Origin of the sequence: Rhizobacter sp., from assembly GCF_032229685.1 — a bacterium.
GTDB lineage: Bacteria > Pseudomonadota > Gammaproteobacteria > Burkholderiales > Burkholderiaceae_C > LMDS01.
Genome location: NZ_JAVTWP010000002.1, coordinates 73964 through 90192, shown reverse-complemented (window position 1 = coordinate 90192; position 16229 = coordinate 73964). Strand labels below are relative to the sequence as shown.

General features: G+C 64.5%; 14 protein-coding genes. 13 read left to right on the top strand and 1 reads right to left on the bottom strand.

What is annotated here, in order from left to right:
- Nucleotides 1–8: 8 nt before the first annotated feature.
- The 9 genes from AC30PD_RS00855 to AC30PD_RS00815 are packed head-to-tail and all read left to right on the top strand — an operon-like array spanning nucleotide 9 to nucleotide 11745.
- Nucleotides 9–1661: an MFS transporter gene (locus AC30PD_RS00855; RefSeq protein WP_489533739.1), complete on the top strand. Its 1653-nt coding sequence runs from the start codon at nucleotides 9–11 to the stop codon at nucleotides 1659–1661.
- A 39-nt stretch (nucleotides 1662–1700) separates the two neighbouring features.
- Complete coding sequence (locus tag AC30PD_RS00850) at nucleotides 1701–3095, top strand: MFS transporter (protein WP_489533738.1); 1395 nt, start codon at nucleotides 1701–1703, stop codon at nucleotides 3093–3095.
- Nucleotides 3096–3125: 30 nt separating this feature from the next.
- Nucleotides 3126–6932: a nitrate reductase subunit alpha gene (locus AC30PD_RS00845; protein ID WP_489533737.1), complete on the top strand. Its 3807-nt coding sequence runs from the start codon at nucleotides 3126–3128 to the stop codon at nucleotides 6930–6932.
- Nucleotides 6929–8452 carry a nitrate reductase subunit beta gene (gene narH, locus AC30PD_RS00840; RefSeq protein ID WP_489533736.1) on the top strand — a complete coding sequence of 508 codons (1524 nt, stop codon included), beginning with the start codon at nucleotides 6929–6931 and terminating at the stop codon, nucleotides 8450–8452. The genes AC30PD_RS00845 and narH overlap by 4 nt, the downstream gene beginning before the upstream one ends.
- A 1-nt stretch (nucleotide 8453) precedes the next feature.
- Nucleotides 8454–9164, top strand: coding sequence for a nitrate reductase molybdenum cofactor assembly chaperone (gene narJ / locus AC30PD_RS00835; RefSeq protein ID WP_489533735.1), 711 nt, complete (start codon nucleotides 8454–8456; stop codon nucleotides 9162–9164).
- Nucleotides 9161–9886, top strand: coding sequence for a respiratory nitrate reductase subunit gamma (narI, locus tag AC30PD_RS00830; protein ID WP_489533734.1), 726 nt, complete (start codon nucleotides 9161–9163; stop codon nucleotides 9884–9886). Before narJ ends, narI begins: the two co-directional genes overlap by 4 nt.
- A 19-nt stretch (nucleotides 9887–9905) precedes the next feature.
- A complete protein-coding gene (locus AC30PD_RS00825) occupies nucleotides 9906–10685 on the top strand; it encodes a peptidylprolyl isomerase (protein WP_489533733.1) in 780 nt (259 codons plus the stop codon).
- Between the two features lie 15 nt (nucleotides 10686–10700).
- The gene (locus AC30PD_RS00820; RefSeq protein WP_489533732.1) at nucleotides 10701–11399 is read left to right on the top strand and encodes a carbonic anhydrase; all 699 of its coding nucleotides are present in this window, start codon (nucleotides 10701–10703) and stop codon (nucleotides 11397–11399) included.
- 13 nt (nucleotides 11400–11412) lie between these two features.
- Nucleotides 11413–11745 carry a cupin domain-containing protein gene (locus AC30PD_RS00815; protein ID WP_489533731.1) on the top strand — a complete coding sequence of 111 codons (333 nt, stop codon included), beginning with the start codon at nucleotides 11413–11415 and terminating at the stop codon, nucleotides 11743–11745.
- Nucleotides 11746–11766: 21 nt separating this feature from the next.
- Here the strand turns inward: AC30PD_RS00815 and AC30PD_RS00810 are convergent, their stop codons facing one another.
- The gene (locus AC30PD_RS00810) at nucleotides 11767–12171 is read right to left on the bottom strand and encodes a ribonucleotide reductase subunit alpha (RefSeq protein ID WP_489533730.1); all 405 of its coding nucleotides are present in this window, start codon (nucleotides 12169–12171) and stop codon (nucleotides 11767–11769) included.
- 102 nt (nucleotides 12172–12273) lie between these two features.
- Here AC30PD_RS00810 and AC30PD_RS00805 point away from each other — a divergent pair, with 102 nt between their 5' ends.
- The 4 genes from AC30PD_RS00805 to AC30PD_RS00790 are packed head-to-tail and all read left to right on the top strand — an operon-like array spanning nucleotide 12274 to nucleotide 15989.
- Complete coding sequence (locus tag AC30PD_RS00805; protein ID WP_489533729.1) at nucleotides 12274–12759, top strand: SirB2 family protein; 486 nt, start codon at nucleotides 12274–12276, stop codon at nucleotides 12757–12759.
- A complete protein-coding gene (locus tag AC30PD_RS00800; protein WP_489533728.1) occupies nucleotides 12752–14707 on the top strand; it encodes a type IV pili methyl-accepting chemotaxis transducer N-terminal domain-containing protein in 1956 nt (651 codons plus the stop codon). Before AC30PD_RS00805 ends, AC30PD_RS00800 begins: the two co-directional genes overlap by 8 nt.
- Nucleotides 14704–15375 (top strand): response regulator, encoded by a 672-nt coding sequence (locus AC30PD_RS00795; RefSeq protein WP_489533727.1) that lies wholly within the window; start codon nucleotides 14704–14706, stop codon nucleotides 15373–15375. The genes AC30PD_RS00800 and AC30PD_RS00795 overlap by 4 nt, the downstream gene beginning before the upstream one ends.
- Nucleotides 15376–15392: 17 nt before the next feature.
- Nucleotides 15393–15989: a nitroreductase family protein gene (locus tag AC30PD_RS00790; protein WP_489533726.1), complete on the top strand. Its 597-nt coding sequence runs from the start codon at nucleotides 15393–15395 to the stop codon at nucleotides 15987–15989.
- The last annotated feature ends 240 nt before the right edge of the window (nucleotides 15990–16229 follow it).

Below are 16229 nucleotides of genomic sequence, written 5' to 3'. Positions count from 1 at the left end.
AAAAAGCAATGAATACCCCCATCACTGCCGCCCTGCCACGTGGCGAGGCGACCGGCAATGACATCGCCGACTGGCGCCCCGAGGAAGAGGGGTTCTGGAACAGCACCGGCAAGAAGATCGCCTACCGCAACCTCTGGATCTCGGTGCCTGCTCTGCTATGCGGCTTCGCGGTCTGGGGCATGTGGGGAATCATCACGGTGCAGATGCTCAACCTGGGGTTTCCTTTCACCCAGGCCGAGTTGTTCACGCTCACGGCCATCGCTGGCATCTCGGGCGCCACGATGCGCATTCCGGCCTCGTTCCTGATTCGCCTCGCCGGCGGCCGTTACACGATCTTCCTGACAACGGCGATGCTGTTGGCGCCTGCCATCGGCACGGGCATCGTGCTGCAGCACAAGGGCTGGCCGTTGTGGGCGTTCCAGCTCATGGCGCTCTGGTCGGGCGTGGGTGGTGGCAACTTCGCCAGCTCGATGTCCAACATCAGCACCTTCTTCCCGAAGCGCCTGCAGGGCACCGCGTTGGGCCTGAACGCGGGCCTGGGCAACTTCGGCGTCACGACGATGCAGATCGTCATTCCGCTCGTGATGACGGTGGGGCTGCTGGGTGGCTTCGGCGGCGAGCCGATGACGCTGGTGAAAGACAGCGGATGGATCTTCGGAAAGATCGCCGCCGGCACGCCGACCTGGATACAGAACGCCGGCTTCGCTTGGGTCCTGTCGCTGGTGCCGCTGTCGATGCTGTGCTGGTTCGGCATGAACAACCTGAAGACGGTGTCGCCCGACACGGGCTCACCGCTGATGGCCTTCGCCAAGATCACCTACCTGTACACACTCGCGTTCGTTCCTTCGATCTTCATGCTCTACCTGTACCTGCCTGCGCCCACCGGCCTGGGCCTGTTGAGCATGTGGGTGGCCATCCCGCTGGACATCGTTCTGGCGCTGAGTGTGATGAAGCTGGCGGCGTTCGGCGAGATGAAGGCGGGCGTGGCCAAGCAGTTCGCAATCTTCCGTGACAAGCACACCTGGTCGCTGACCGTGCTGTACATCGTGACCTTCGGTTCGTTCATCGGCTTTTCGATGGCGCTGCCGCTGGCGATCACGGTGATCTTCGGCATCAGCCACGTGCCCGACGCGAACGGCCTGCTGCAGCACACCCTGAAGAATCCGCATGCGCCCTCCGCGCTGACCTATGCCTGGATCGGCCCTTTCGTCGGCGCCGCGGTGCGGCCGCTCGGTGGCTGGATCTCCGACAAGCTCGGCGGCTCGATCGTCACGCAGGTGATCTCGGCCGTGATGGCGGTGGCCTCGGTGGCGGTGGGCTACGTGATGATGCAGGCCTACGGTTCGGCCACCCCTGAGCAGTACTTCCCGATGTTCCTGGGGCTGTTCATGCTGCTGTTCTTCGCCAGCGGCATCGGCAACGGTTCGACCTTCCGCACGATCGGCGTGATCTTTGACCGCACCCAGGCCGGTCCGGTGCTGGGCTGGACCTCGGCGGTTGCGGGCTACGGTGCATTCGTTGCGCCGGTCGTCATCGGCGCCCAGATCAAGGCCGGCACACCGCAGAACGCGATGTACGGATTCGCGGCCTTCTATGCGCTGTGCCTGGTGCTGAACTGGTGGTTCTACCTGCGCAGCAATGCGTACGTGAAGAACCCCTGATCAAACCTTGAGCACGACACGAACCGTCTGATCCGCGCCATGGCTGCCATGCCCATCATTCGCCACTGGAATCCGGAGGACCGTGGTTTCTGGGACCGGTCTGGCCGCACCGTGGCGACGCGCAACCTGTGGCTGTCGATCCCGGCGCTGACGTTGGCCTTTGCGGTGTGGATGCTGTGGTCGGTGGTGGTGGTGCACCTGCCGGCGGCGGGATTCAACTTCTCGACCAACCAGCTCTTCTGGTTGACGGCCTTGCCGGCGCTGTCCGGTGCGACGCTTCGCATTTTCTATGCGTTTGCCGTGCCCATCGTCGGTGGCCGCCGCTTCACGGCGCTGGCGACGGCAAGCCTGCTGTTGCCGGCCCTGGGCATCGGCTTCGCGGTACGCGACCCAGGCACCTCCTACGAGTGGATGGTCGCACTGGCCATGCTGTGCGGACTTGGCGGTGCCAACTTCGCCAGCTCGATGGCGAACATCAGCTTCTTCTTTCCGAACGCGCGCAAGGGCTATGCACTGGGCCTGAACGCCGGACTCGGGCACCTGGGCGTGGCCATGGTTCAGCTGGTGGTGCCGCTGGTGATTGGCGTGGGTGCCTTCGGCGCCTTCGTCGGCGCGCCGCAAGCCACGGCGCAGGGTCCGGTGTGGTTGCAGAACGCCGGGTTCATCTGGGTTCCCTTCATCGCTGCAAGCGCCGTCGCCGCGTGGTTCGGCATGGACGACCTGGCGGATGCCAAGGCAGGTTTCTCCGAGCAGGCGGTGATCTTCACGCGCAAGCACAACTGGCTGATGTGCTGGCTTTATCTCGGCACCTTCGGCAGCTTCATCGGTTTCTCCGCCGGGCTGCCGATGCTGATCCAGAGCCAGTTTCTGCGCGACGACCTGCCGCAGCTCGCCTGGCTGGGACCACTGATCGGCGCGCTGCTGCGGCCGCTGGGCGGCTGGCTCGCCGATCGCTACGGCGGTGGACGCATCACCTTCTGGAGTTTCGTCGCCATGGCGCTGGGCGTCACAGCGGTGCTGCAGTGCCTGCCGCATCAGGCCGCAATCGCAGGGCTCGACGGGCAAGTGGGCAGCTACCCCGGTTTCCTAGCTGCCTTCGCCCTTCTGTTCGCCGCTTCAGGCCTCGGCAATGGCAGCACCTTCCGCATGATCCCGACCATCTTCCTGACCGAGCGCCAGCGCGCCGCAGAACCGCTGCCTTCCGCGCAGGCACAGGCAACGAAGGACGGCAATGTCGAAGCCGCTGCTGTGCTGGGCCTGGCCAGCGCCATCGGCGCCTACGGCGGCTTCTTCATCCCGAAGAGCTATGGCACCGCGATCGCGATGACCGGCAGCCCCGCAGCGGCACTGCAGGTCTTCATCCTTTTCTATTTCACCTGCATCGCGCTGACCTGGTGGTACTACAGCCGCCGCCATGCGCCCATGCCCTGCTGACCCGCAGACCACTTTCCGAAGGACGACCCCATGAGCCACTTTCTCGACCGACTCACCCACTTCGCAGCACCCAAGGAAGCCTTCTCGGGTGACCACGGACTCACCACGGGCGAGGACCGCACCTGGGAAGACGCCTACCGCAACCGCTGGGCGCACGACAAGATCGTGCGCAGCACGCACGGCGTGAACTGCACCGGCAGCTGCAGCTGGAAGATCTACGTCAAGGGCGGCATCGTCACCTGGGAGACGCAGCAGACCGACTACCCGCGCACACGCTGGGACATGCCCAACCACGAGCCGCGCGGCTGCGCGCGCGGCGCCAGCTACAGCTGGTACCTGTACAGCGCCAACCGCGTCAAGTACCCGATGGTTCGTGGCCGCTTGCTCGAGCGCTGGCGCGCCGCAATGAAGACGGCAAAGAACCCCGTGGACGCCTGGGCGACCATCGTCGAGAACCCCGAGGCCCGGCGCGACTACCAGAAGGTGCGTGGCATGGGCGGCTTCGTGCGCAGCAGCTGGGACGAAGTCAACCAGCTCATCGCTGCGTCGAACGTCTACACGATCAAGAAACACGGGCCCGATCGCATCATCGGCTTCTCGCCGATCCCCGCGATGAGCATGGTCAGCTATGCGGCTGGCAGCCGCTACCTGCACCTGATCGGCGGCGTCGCCTTGAGCTTCTACGACTGGTACTGCGACCTGCCGCCCGCCAGCCCGCAGGTGTGGGGCGAGCAGACCGACGTGCCGGAATCGGCCGATTGGTACAACAGCACCTACATCATCGCCTGGGGCAGCAACGTGCCGCAGACGCGCACACCGGACGCCCACTTCTTCACCGAGGTTCGCTACAAGGGCGCGAAGACGGTGGCGGTGACGCCCGACTACTCCGAAGTCGCCAAGCTGGCCGACATCTGGCTGCACCCCAAGCAGGGCACTGACGCGGCGCTGGCAATGGCTTTCGGCCACGTGGCGCTCAACGAGTTCTACTTCAAGGAGCGCAGCCCCTACTTCGACAACTACGCGCGGCGCTACACCGACCTGCCGCTGCTGGTGATGCTCAAGGAGCACACGCTGCCCGACGGCACCAAGACCCTGGTGCCCGACCGCTACCTGCGCGCCAGTGACTTCAACGGCAAGCTGGGCCAGGACAACAACCCCGAGTGGAAGACGGTGGCCTTCGACATCGCCGGCCGTGCCGTGCTGCCGAACGGCAGCATCGGTTTTCGCTGGACGCCCGAAGGCGGCGTCGACCAGGGCAAGTGGAACCTGGAGAACAAGGAGGCGCGCCACGGCACCGAGGTCAAGCTGAAGCTGTCGGTGATGGAGGATGGCGAGCAGGAACACGAGGTCGTCGACATCGGTCTGCCGTACTTCGGCGGCGTGTCGTCGCCGCACTTCAAGTCGAACGTGCAGAACGGCGAGGTCAACTTCGTCAAGGTGCCGGCGGTGCGTCTGCGCCTTGGCAAGGAAGGTGAGCATCGCGAGGCCCTGGTGGCCACCGTGTTCGACCTGCAGGTGGCGCAGTACGGCATCGACCGCGGGCTGGGCAGCGGTGCGAAGAGCTATGACGACGATGCGGCCTACACGCCGGCATGGGCCGAGAGCATCACCGGCACGCCGCGCGACCAGATCATCACCGTGGCCCGGCAATTCGCCGAGAACGCGCACAAGACGCAGGGCAAGTCGATGATCATCATCGGCGCGGCGATGAACCACTGGTACCACGCCGACATGAACTACCGCGGTGTCATCAACCTGCTGATGATGTGCGGCTGCATCGGCCAGAGCGGCGGTGGCTGGGCACACTACGTGGGCCAGGAAAAGCTGCGCCCGCAGACGGGCTGGACGCCATTGGCCTTCGCACTCGACTGGGTCCGTCCGCCGCGGCAGATGAACGGCACCAGCTTTTTCTACGCGCACACCGACCAGTGGCGCTACGAGAAGCTCGGCATGGAAGAGATCGTCTCGCCGCTGGCCGACAAGAAGATGTACGCCGGCAGCATGATCGACTACAACGTGCGCGCCGAGCGCATGGGCTGGTTGCCCAGTGCGCCGCAGCTCAAGACCAACCCGCTGCAGGTGGTGAAGGACGCCACCGCCGCCGGCATGGACCCCAAGGACTACGTCGTGCGCGGGCTGAAGGACGGCACAGTGCAGATGAGTTGCGAAGACCCGGATGCGCCGCAGAACTGGCCGCGTGTGCTCTTCGTCTGGCGCAGCAACCTGCTGGGCTCGTCGGGCAAGGGCCACGAGTACTTCTGCAAGCACCTGCTGGGCACCGAGAACGGCATCCAGGGCAAGGACTTGGGCAAGGACGACGCCAAGCCGACCGAAGTGAAGTGGCACGAGCACGCGCCGGAAGGCAAGCTCGACCTCGTGGTGACGCTCGATTTCCGCATGAGCACCACCTGCCTGTACAGCGACATCGTGTTGCCCACCGCCAGCTGGTACGAGAAGAACGACCTCAACACCAGCGACATGCACCCGTTCATCCACCCGTTGTCGGCGGCGGTGGATCCGGTCTGGCAGAGCAAGAGCGACTGGGAAATCTACAAGGGCTTCGCCAAGACTTTCAGCGAAGTCTGTATTGGCCACCTGGGCGTCGAGAAGGAAGTGAACCTCTCGCCGATCATGCACGACACCGCCGGTGAACTGGCGCAACCCTTCGACGTGAAGGAATGGAAGAAGGGCGAGTGCGAGCTGATCCCCGGCCGGACCGCGCCGCAGATCGCGGTGGTCGAGCGCGACTACCCCAACGTGTTCAAGCGCTTCACCGCGCTCGGGCCCCTGATGGACAAGCTTGGCAACGGCGGCAAAGGCATCGGCTGGAAGACCGGCACCGAGGTCGAGCAACTCGGCCAGCTCAACGGCAAGACCTTGACCGAAGGCGTGACCCAGGGCATGCCGAAGATCGTCACCGACATCGACGCCTGCGAGGTCATCCTGCAGCTGGCACCCGAGACCAACGGCCATGTGGCAGTGAAGGCGTGGCAGGCACTGGGCAAGCAGACCGGCCGTGACCACACCCACCTGGCGCTGTACCGCGAAGACGAGAAGATCCGCTACCGCGACGTGCAGGCGCAGCCGCGCAAGATCATCAGCAGCCCGACGTGGAGCGGCATCGAGAGCGAGACCGTCAGCTACAACGCCGGCTACACCAACGTGCACGAGTACATCCCGTGGCGCACCCTCACCGGTCGCCAGCAGTTCTACCTCGACCACCCCTGGATGATCGCGTTCGGCGAGGCCTTGAGCAGCTACCGCCCGCCGGTGGACCTGAAGACCACGCACGGCATTCACAACATCAAGCCGAACGGGAACAAGGAGATCCTGCTCAATTTCATCACGCCGCACCAGAAGTGGGGCATCCACAGCACCTACAGCGACAACCTGATGATGTTGACGCTGAATCGCGGCGGGCCGGTGGTGTGGCTGAGCGAAGACGACGCGAAGATCGCCGGGGTGGAGGACAACGATTGGGTCGAGGTCTTCAACATCAACGGCGCCATCGCGGCGCGCGCGGTCGTGAGCCAACGCGTGAACCCAGGCATGCTGCTGATGTACCACGCGCAGGAAAAGATCATCAACACACCGGGGTCGCAGATCACCGGAGTGCGCGGTGGCATCCACAACAGCGTGACCCGCATCGTGCTCAAGCCCACGCACATGATCGGCGGATACGCGCAGTTCAGCTACGGCTTCAACTACTACGGGACCATTGGCACCAACCGCGACGAGTTCGTCGTGGTGCGCAAGATGGAGAAGGTCGACTGGCTCGACACCCCGCTCGGTGACGAGCGTGCCGAGATCGTTCAAGCACAAGGAGAAGGCGCATGAAGATCCGCGCACAAGTCGGCATGGTCCTGAATCTGGACAAGTGCATCGGCTGCCACACCTGCAGCGTGACCTGCAAGAACGTTTGGACCAGCCGCCCCGGCGTCGAGTACGCCTGGTTCAACAACGTCGAGACCAAGCCCGGCATCGGCTATCCCAAGGAGTGGGAGAACCAGGACAAGTGGAACGGCGGCTGGATCCGCAAGGCCAACGGAACGATCGAGCCTCGCCAGGGCGGCAAGTGGAAGCTGCTGATGCGCATCTTCGCCAACCCGAACCTGCCGCAGATCGACGATTACTACGAGCCCTTCACCTTCGACTATGACCATCTGCAGTCGGCGCCCGAGATGCAGCACGCGCCGACCGCACGGCCGCGCAGCCTGATCACGGGCAAGCGCATGGAGAAGATCGTCTGGGGCCCGAACTGGGAAGAGATCCTGGGCGGTGAATTCTCGAAGCGCTCGAAGGACAAGAACTTCGACGACATCCAGAAGGACATCTACGGCCAGTTCGAGAACACCTTCATGATGTACCTGCCCAGGCTGTGCGAGCACTGCCTGAATCCGGCATGCGTGGCCTCATGTCCTTCAGGCTCTATCTACAAGCGTGAGGAAGACGGCATCGTCCTGATCGATCAGGACAAGTGCCGCGGCTGGCGCATGTGTGTCTCCGGCTGCCCCTACAAGAAAATCTACTACAACTGGAAGAGCGGCAAGGCCGAAAAGTGCATCTTTTGCTACCCGCGCATCGAAGCCGGGCAGCCCACGGTGTGTTCCGAGACTTGCGTCGGTCGCATCCGTTACCTCGGTGTGCTGCTGTACGACGCCGACCGCATCCAGGAAGCGGCCAGCGTGGAGCACGACAAGGACCTCTACCAGGCCCAACTCGACATCTTCCTCGACCCGCACGACCCGAAGGTGCAGGCACAGGCGCGGCTGGACGGCATCCCCGAGAACTGGATCGCGGCGGCCCAGAACAGCCCGGTCTACAAGATGGCGGTGGACTGGAAGGTCGCACTACCCTTGCACCCCGAGTACCGCACGCTGCCGATGGTCTGGTACGTGCCGCCGCTCTCGCCGATCACCGCAGTGGCAAATGCCGGACAGATGGGAACCAACGGCGAGATCCCCGACGTCAACCAGCTGCGCATTCCGGTCAAGTACCTCGCCAACCTCCTGACGGCCGGTGACACGGCGCCGGTGGTTCGCTCGCTCGAACGTCTGCTCGCGATGCGCGCCTACCAGCGTGCCAAACATGTGGACGGAACGCCCAACCATGCCGCCATCGACCAGGTGGGCATCAGCGTGGCGCAGGTGGAAGACATGTACCAGGTGATGGCCATCGCCAACTACGAAGACCGCTTCGTCATCCCCACCACGCACCGCGAGTACGCCGAAAACGCCTTCAACATCCGCGGCGGTTGTGGCTTCAGCTTCGGCAACGGCTGCTCCGAGGGCACAACTGAGACCAGCCTCTTCGGCAGCGAAAAGAAGCGGACCATTCCCATCAAGGCGGGGGTTTGAGATGAAGACCATCTCCAAGACCCTGCGCGTGCTCGCGCACCTGCTCAGCTACCCCGATGCCGAGTTGCGTACGCACTTGCCCGAGCTGCAGGCCGCGCTTCACGAGGAGCGGGTGCTCAGCCCTTCACGTCTGGCCGAACTCGACGCCTTGGTCAGCCGTCTGGCCAACCGGCGGGGGCTGGACGTGGAAGCCGACCACGTCGAACTCTTCGACCGCGGCCGCGGCACAGCGCTGCACCTGTTCGAGCACGTGCACGGCGACAGCCGTGACCGCGGCCCGGCCATGGTGGACCTGTGCAAGACGTACGAGGCCGCAGGCCTGTTCCTCGCCCCAGGCGAACTGCCTGACCACCTGACCGTGGTTCTGCAATACGCGTCCACACAGCCGGCGGCGCAGGCCAAGGCCTTCCTCGGCGAGATCACGCACATCCTGCAGGTGATCTTCAGCGCGCTGCTGCGCAGAGAGGCGGCACACGCCTGCGTGCTGGCCGCGTTGCTCGACCTGGCTGGCGAAAAGGCGCAGGCCGTTTCCGTGCCCGTCGAACCCGAGCTGGACGAGAGCTGGGCCGAGCCGATGGCCTTCGACGGCTGCTCTACCCAAGGTCAGGCGCGACCCGGTCAACCGCAGCCCATTCAGATCGTCAAGAACCCGGCGCTGGCGACGGCACCGGTCCGAGCGACTGCCACACCTTCGCAAGGAGCATCTGCATGAACGCCCTGCACAACTTCGTGTTCAACGTCTACCCGTACATCTGCCTTGCGGTGTTCTTCATGGGCAGCCTCGCCCGCTTCGACCGCGACCAGTACACCTGGAAGAGCGACTCGTCGCAGTTGCTGCGCGCCGGGCAGTTGCGCTGGGGCAGCAACCTGTTCCATGCCGGCATTCTTTTCCTGTTCTTCGGCCACCTGTTCGGTCAGCTCACGCCGCACTGGATCTACGAGTACCTCGTCAGCGCGTCTCAGAAGCAGATGGTGGCGGTGGTGGCCGGTGGTATTGCCGGCCTGATCTGCTTCATCGGCTTGAGCCTGCTGTTGCACCGGCGCATCTTCGATGACCGCATCCGGCTGACCAGCCACCGCACCGATCTCGCCATCCTGGTCATTCTGTGGGTGCAACTGGCGATCGGACTGTCGACGCTGCCGGCGTCGCTTCACCACGTATCCGACCCGCAGACCATGCTGAGGCTTGCCTCCTACCTGCAGGGCCTGGTGCTGTTCAACCCGGATGCCAGCCTGGTATGGGGCGTGGAGTGGCATTTCCAGGCGCACATGCTGCTGGGCATGACCATCTTCCTGCTGTTCCCGTTCAGCCGCCTGGTACACGTGTGGAGCGGGTTCGGCACCCTGGCCTACCTTTTCCGTCCGTACCAGCTGGTGCGTGCCCGCCGGCTCAATGTGCCGTCAGGCCAGAACCAGCCTGGCCGCGTCGGCTGAAAACTTCGAGGACATCTCCATGAGCCTGAACACCATTTCACTTCCTCGTATCAACGGGGTCCCACTCTCCGATCAACAGGAAGCGTTGTCGGTCGAGGAGATTCGCCAGCGCGCCTGTTCGGAATTGCTGCGACAAGCTGCCATAAAGGCAGGACTGCTTGCACAGGACGATCCTGCGCCATCAGGCGGCGCGATGAGCGAACCTGCCAGCGCGGCGATCGAAGCCTTGCTCGACCAGGAACTGACCTTACCCCACCCGTCGGAAGAGGCGTGTCGCCGCCACCACGCGGCCCAGCGCGGGCGCTATGCTGTCGGCGAACGTGTCCACGTGCGCCACGTGCTGTTCGCCGTCACCCCAGGAGTGGACGTGAACGCACTGCGCCAGCGCGCCGAGGGTTGCCTGCTCGACGTGCGGGGCACGGCACCCGGCGGTGAGGACCGTTTTGCCGTGGCTGCCGCGGCCACGTCGAACTGTCCCAGTGGCGCCGAGGGCGGCGCCCTGGGCTGGCTGACCAGCGAAGACTGTGCACCGGAATTTGCACGTGAACTGTTCGGCAAGCCGGAGGTCGGCGTCTTGCCGCGACTGGTGCACAGCCGCTTCGGTCTGCACGTGGTGGAAGTGCTCGCCCGTGAGCCGGGCGTGGCTCCTTCCTTTGAGGCGGTGAAGTCGGCGGTCGAACAGGCGCTGCGCCAACAGACTTTCACGACTGCCCTGCGTCAGTATCTGCAACTGCTGGCCGGACAGGCGGAACTTGAAGGCGTCGACCTGGAGGCATCCGCCACGCCACTCGTGCAATAGCGCAGGCGAACGCCGATGGGCAGCTCAGTGACTGACGAACTGCTGGCGCGCTTACAGCGCTTCCACACCGATGCGTTTCCGCAGCACCGATCGCACTTCAGACTGCTGGTCGACGACGGCCAGCACCCGATGACGTTGTTCATTGGGTGCAGCGATTCGCGCTTGGTCCCGTACCTGCTCACAGGCGCCGCCCCCGGCGAGTTGTTCCTCGTGCGCAACGTCGGCGCGTTCGTGCCGCCCCACGACCAGAGCCAGGGCTTCCACGGGACCGCGGCAGCGATCGAATTTGCGGTGCTGAATCTGCAGGTCCGGCGCATCGTGGTCTGCGGCCACAGCCACTGCGGAGCGATCCGCGCGCTGTACGGTGAAGTGCCGGCTGCGGCGAAGAACCTGGTCCAATGGCTCGAACTGGGGCGCGAAGCCGCGCTGCCGGTGGCCGAGCCTGGCCCCGAGGTGCTGCGTCGCACCGAGCAGCGCGCGGTGGTGCTGCAACTTGAACGCCTGATGGACTACCCAATGGTGCGCGAGCGGGTCGAGGCCGGCAACTTGGCCCTGCATGGGTGGCACTACGTGATCGAAGATGGTGAAGTGCATGTCTTCGATGTCGAGCGGGGCGGTTTCGTACCTGCAGCGCAGGCCGACAACGCCGGCACTGGCCCCTATGTGGCGCACGTGCAGCAAGGCGCACCGGACGAAGAATCGACGCGACTCTGAAAGGTAAGCTGCCATGGCTCAAGCGCACGCCGCTTCAGGCGACATCATCGAACTTCGCCCCCTCGGCGCTGCCTTGCATGACCGCGTCACCACCGCGATCATCAAGTCAACTCAGATGGAACTTGTGCACCTGGTACTGCCCAGCGGCAAGGCGCTGCCGGAGCACCGCGTTTCGGGCGAGATCACCGTGCAATGCATCGAGGGCCTGATCGCTTTCACGACGCCCACCAACAGCCTACGCTTGGCACCTGGCCAGCTGGTTCACCTCTCCGCCGGTGAGCCGCACGCCCTGCTGGCCCTGGCGGATTCGACCGCCCTGCTGACGATTTGCCTCGTCCCGCAGTGAGACATGCGTCGAAGCGATGCGTCAACCCAGCTGTACCGCTTCGCCTTTGCGGTCGAACGGGATCAGGCCCGACAGGTCGCCGGATTTCACGGCCTCGACCATACGCTGCAACGCGGCGTCGATCTGGCTGTCACTTGGCGGGCGGCCGCTCGTGCCGGACATTGCGGCGGCAAACACCAGCGCCCACTCCGAACCCAAGGTGGAGGCCTCATCGACCAGCGCTGCAAAGTCCGCCAGTTCGCCCGGATCCTTGTCCACGCACATCAGCGGCGCCAACTCCCCAGACTCGCCCGCTTCGAACCGTGCCTTTTGTTCAGCCGTGGCGCCGGCCGGCAAACTCGCACTGGCAAACACGAGCAGCAACCGCTGTCGCTCAGTTTGCCCGCGGGCGGCTACAAGCAAGTCGTTGAAGTGGCTGATTTCCATGGTTCGAAGCTTACCCGCGATCGATGCCACTTCCCGAAACGTGTGGTCAGCTGACCGCCAGCTGAACGTGTTTCGCGCGGCGCGCTCCGCGGATGCCCTTGCTTGGACGCCAACGCGTGTTGCCACGATGGCACCCGGCACGGGATCGCTGCTTGCTGGAAGACGCTCGCCATGACCTTCCAGGCCTGGTACCCAGAGATCAAGCAGATGCACATCGCCCTCGTGACCGCGAGTGGCCTGCTGTTTGCCGTGCGTGGCGCGGCCGTGCTGTCCGGCCAGCGCTGGGCCATGCGCAACCCCTGGCGCTGGCTGAGCTACGGCATCGATACCTTGCTGTTGAGCGCAGGTGTCACGTTGTGGGTGATCTTGTCGCTCAACCCACTGCAGAGCCCTTGGCTGGGAACGAAGTTGCTTCTGCTGGTGCTTTACATCGTGCTCGGGTCACTGGCCCTGAAGCGCGCGCCGACCCCTGCAGCACGACGATTAAGTTTTGCGGCTGCGCTGTGCGTGTACCTGTTCATGGCGTCTGTCGCTATGGCTCATCACCCGCTGGGTGTCCTTCAGAAATTCATCGGCGTGCATGTCTGAACTCTCCAGCCCTTCCATGGACATGGCGCGAGGCTGCCTGCCGGCACAGGCCGTCCAGTACAGTGGGCGCATGCGTCGATCCTGGAGCCTTTCCAAGAAGCTGGGTGCCATCGGCTGCGGGCTGTTGTTGTTGGCCTTGGGGTCGATCGGTCTCACCTTGTGGGTGACCTGGCAACTGCAGGGCGGCGGCGCCGCCGTGAACGAGGCCGGGCGCATGCGGATGCAGACGTGGCGCCTGGCTCAAGCACTTCCGAATTCCGATCCACGGAGGATCGAAGGGCTACTGGTCCAGTTCGACGAGAGCGTGAATGTCTTGCGGGCTGGTGATCCGGCTCGACCACTCTTTGTGCCGCGCGACGCGCGATCCCAACAGGCTTTCCTCGACGTGCAGCGTAGCTGGAACAGTCTGCGACGTGAATGGTCTGCGAGCTCGCTTCCGCCGGCCAGCAACATCGTGTCGCAGGCCGACGCCTTCGTGATCCGGATTGATGTCTTCGTGTCGGCTATCGAGCAACAGTTGTCCCGCCTGACCACCATCCTGAACGCGGTGCAGTTCACGATGGTGGCGTTGACCATCGCCGGCGCAGTGGCATTGCTTTATTCAGCCTACCTTTTCATCTTCAACCCGCTGGCGCGTCTGCAGGCCGGCCTTGCCCGCGTAGAGGGAGGCGATCTCACGGTGCGTGTGGAGGCTCGGGGCGACGACGAGTTCGCGGCGTTGGCTGCGGGGTTCAATCGAATGGCTGAAAGGTTGCAAGCGCTCTACGACAGCCTTGAATCCAAGGTGCGGGAGAAGACCGAAAGCCTGGAGGGCCAGCACGCGCGCATGTCGTTGCTCTACGAGGCCGCAGCGTTCGTTGCGCGTGCCGCGACGCTCGACGAACTCGCCAAGGGCATCGCCCAACAGGCACGCCTGGCAGGCGGGGCGGATGCTTCGGCCGTCCGTTGGTCGGACGAATCCAACAAGCGCTACTTGATGCTGGCGTCCGATTGCCTGCCCCAGGCACTGATTGATGAGGAACACTGCATTCCCACCGGCGACTGTTTCTGCGGCCAGGCACAGGGTCTGGCGGTGACGCGGGTGATACCGATACAGGTCGAGGGGCCCTCGGCGCTGCTGGGCCATTGCGCGCGCGCTGGCTACGAGACGGTGATCAGCGTGCCCGTGCGCCTGCAGGAACGCGTGCTCGGCGAATTGAACTTGTTCTACCGCCTGCCAAGGCAACTCTCGGGCGACGACCGCGCGCTGCTCGAAACCATCGCCAGCCACCTGGCCGGCGCCATCGAAGGCCTACGGGCCGCAGCTCTGCAGCGCGAGACGGCGGTGGCCGAGGAGCGCGGGTTCATCGCGCGCGAACTGCACGACTCGATTGCCCAGAGCCTGGCCTTCCTCAAGATCCAACTGGGTCTGCTGCGCAGCGATCTCAAGGGCAGAGACGAAATCAAGATCGATCGCACGCTGCGTGAACTGGACGCCGGAGTTCATGAGAGCCTGGGCGACGTGCGCGAGTTGCTGGTTCACTTCAGGACACGAACGAACGCAGAAGACATCGTTCCCGCGCTGAGAACCACCTTGCTGAAGTTCGAACATCAGACCGGACTGGCCACCCATCTCGAGATCGATGGCGAAGGCCTGCCGTTACCCGCGGATGTGCAGGTTCAGGTACTTCACGTGGTGCAGGAGGCGCTATCGAATGTGCGCAAGCACGCGCAGGCCCGCGAGGTCTGGGTTGAGGTCCAGCAGTCACCGCAGTGGCGCGTGGAAGTTCGCGACGATGGCTGCGGCTTCGAAGCTGGTGGGGCCGGGCCCGACGAGTCCCACGTCGGGTTGCGCATCATGCGCGAGCGGGCGCAAAACATTGGCGCCACCGTCGAGGTGGAATCCGTACCGGGGTCTGGCACTTGTGTCGTGTTGAAGTTACCGCAACGGCTCGGGCTTGCGGCATGACCTCAACGGGAGCAATTCGCGTTCTGGTGGTTGACGATCACACGCTATTCAGGCGCGGACTGATCGCACTGCTCGCAGGCGACCCACGCTTCGCGGTTGTTGGGGAGGCTGGCGACGCCAATGAGGCGCATCGCAGTGCCGCCACTGCGCAGCCTGATGTGATCCTGCTCGACATCCACATGCCTGGCGTCAATGGGGTGGAAGCCCTGGCCGGTTTTGCCGATGTCTCGCCCACGGCGCGGGTGCTGATGCTCACCGTCAGCGAGGACGAGCGCGATCTGGCTGCAGCGCTGCGCGCAGGCGCGCGCGGCTACCTGCTCAAGACCATGGACAGCGACATGCTGGCTGCGGCCATCCTGCGCACCATGGCGGGCGAGTCCGTGGTCAGCCCCGAAATGACGAGCAAGCTCGTCAGCGCCTTTCAGTCGCGCCAGAGTGAGGCGCCCGCAGTGCCTGCTCAAGTCGACGCCGATCCGATCCACAGTCTGTCGCCACGCGAACGCCAGATCCTCGCTTGCATTGCCCGTGGCGCAAGCAACAAGGAGATGGCGCGCGAGTTGAGCATTGCGGAGGCAACAGTGAAGATTCACGTCCAGCACATCCTCCGAAAACTGAACCTCAGCTCACGGGTGCAAGCTGCCGTCTACCTGACAGGCCGGCCAGGATGACAGCGCCGGGAGACGCAATGTTCGATCAGGAGCACACGGGGCCATCCGATGCGCTTGGGATGCTTGCGTTGCGTTACTCGGTCGGCCCGAAGTTTCTGGCGCCGCCTGCACCAACTGCCGCGCAGTGGCAGCGTGCCGCCGAACTCGCCCTGCGCGCACCCGACCACGGCGGCCTCCACCCCTTTCGCTTCGTGATCGTTGGCGACTCACAACGGCCGGCGTTGTCGGAACTCTTCGTCCAGGACGCGCTTCGGCGCGGGCATGCCGCCCCCGAAGTCGAGAAGGCCAGGTCGCGCGCATTCAACGGGCCCGGGCTCGCTGCGCTGGTAGGGCGGGTACGCGAGGGCGTTGCGGATGTGCCCGCCCACGAGCAATGGCTGTGCATCGGTGGCGCGCTGATGAATTTTCTCAATGCGTTGCACCTGATGGGGTTCGGCGCCAAAGCGCTCAGCGGGGCATCGGTGTCCGATCCGGACATCCGGTCGGCTTTCTGCGACGAGGGTGAAACCCTGGTGACTTGGGTCCTGGCGGGTCGGCCCACCCGGGCAGCCCATCCGAAGCGGGTCGACGCGGTCTCCCAGATCATCGGCAACTGGTCCCTCCCCCGAAGGTGACAGTCCCCCGCCACACGCTTCACTACATGAGCGCTCCCTGCGCAAGTTGAACCGTCGCGCCAAACCTCCGTGCCCAGCACATGCCTTGATGCCGGTCAGCATCGGCAGCCTCGGAGGAACGCACACTCCAGGGCAATCATGGCCAATCGCATCCCAAACAGAGCCAGCACTCCGAAACGCGTGCACCGGAGATGCCAGAGCCATTGCTCTGTCTCGCTGATCCGCGGGGAAGACGGGGCC

Excerpts from the sequence above, each read along its gene's own strand:
- AC30PD_RS00855 (WP_489533739.1), top strand. The coding sequence starts at position 9 with ATGAATACCCCCATCACTGCCGCCCTGCCACGTGGCGAGGCGACCGGC.
- AC30PD_RS00850 (WP_489533738.1), top strand. The coding sequence starts at position 1,701 with ATGGCTGCCATGCCCATCATTCGCCACTGGAATCCGGAGGACCGTGGT.
- AC30PD_RS00845 (WP_489533737.1), top strand. The coding sequence starts at position 3,126 with ATGAGCCACTTTCTCGACCGACTCACCCACTTCGCAGCACCCAAGGAA.
- narH (WP_489533736.1), top strand. The coding sequence starts at position 6,929 with ATGAAGATCCGCGCACAAGTCGGCATGGTCCTGAATCTGGACAAGTGC.
- narJ (WP_489533735.1), top strand. The coding sequence starts at position 8,454 with ATGAAGACCATCTCCAAGACCCTGCGCGTGCTCGCGCACCTGCTCAGC.
- narI (WP_489533734.1), top strand. The coding sequence starts at position 9,161 with ATGAACGCCCTGCACAACTTCGTGTTCAACGTCTACCCGTACATCTGC.
- AC30PD_RS00825 (WP_489533733.1), top strand. The coding sequence starts at position 9,906 with ATGAGCCTGAACACCATTTCACTTCCTCGTATCAACGGGGTCCCACTC.
- AC30PD_RS00820 (WP_489533732.1), top strand. The coding sequence starts at position 10,701 with ATGGGCAGCTCAGTGACTGACGAACTGCTGGCGCGCTTACAGCGCTTC.
- AC30PD_RS00815 (WP_489533731.1), top strand. The coding sequence starts at position 11,413 with ATGGCTCAAGCGCACGCCGCTTCAGGCGACATCATCGAACTTCGCCCC.
- AC30PD_RS00810 (WP_489533730.1), bottom strand. The coding sequence starts at position 12,171 with ATGGAAATCAGCCACTTCAACGACTTGCTTGTAGCCGCCCGCGGGCAA.
- AC30PD_RS00800 (WP_489533728.1), top strand. The coding sequence starts at position 12,752 with ATGTCTGAACTCTCCAGCCCTTCCATGGACATGGCGCGAGGCTGCCTG.
- AC30PD_RS00795 (WP_489533727.1), top strand. The coding sequence starts at position 14,704 with ATGACCTCAACGGGAGCAATTCGCGTTCTGGTGGTTGACGATCACACG.
- AC30PD_RS00790 (WP_489533726.1), top strand. The coding sequence starts at position 15,393 with ATGTTCGATCAGGAGCACACGGGGCCATCCGATGCGCTTGGGATGCTT.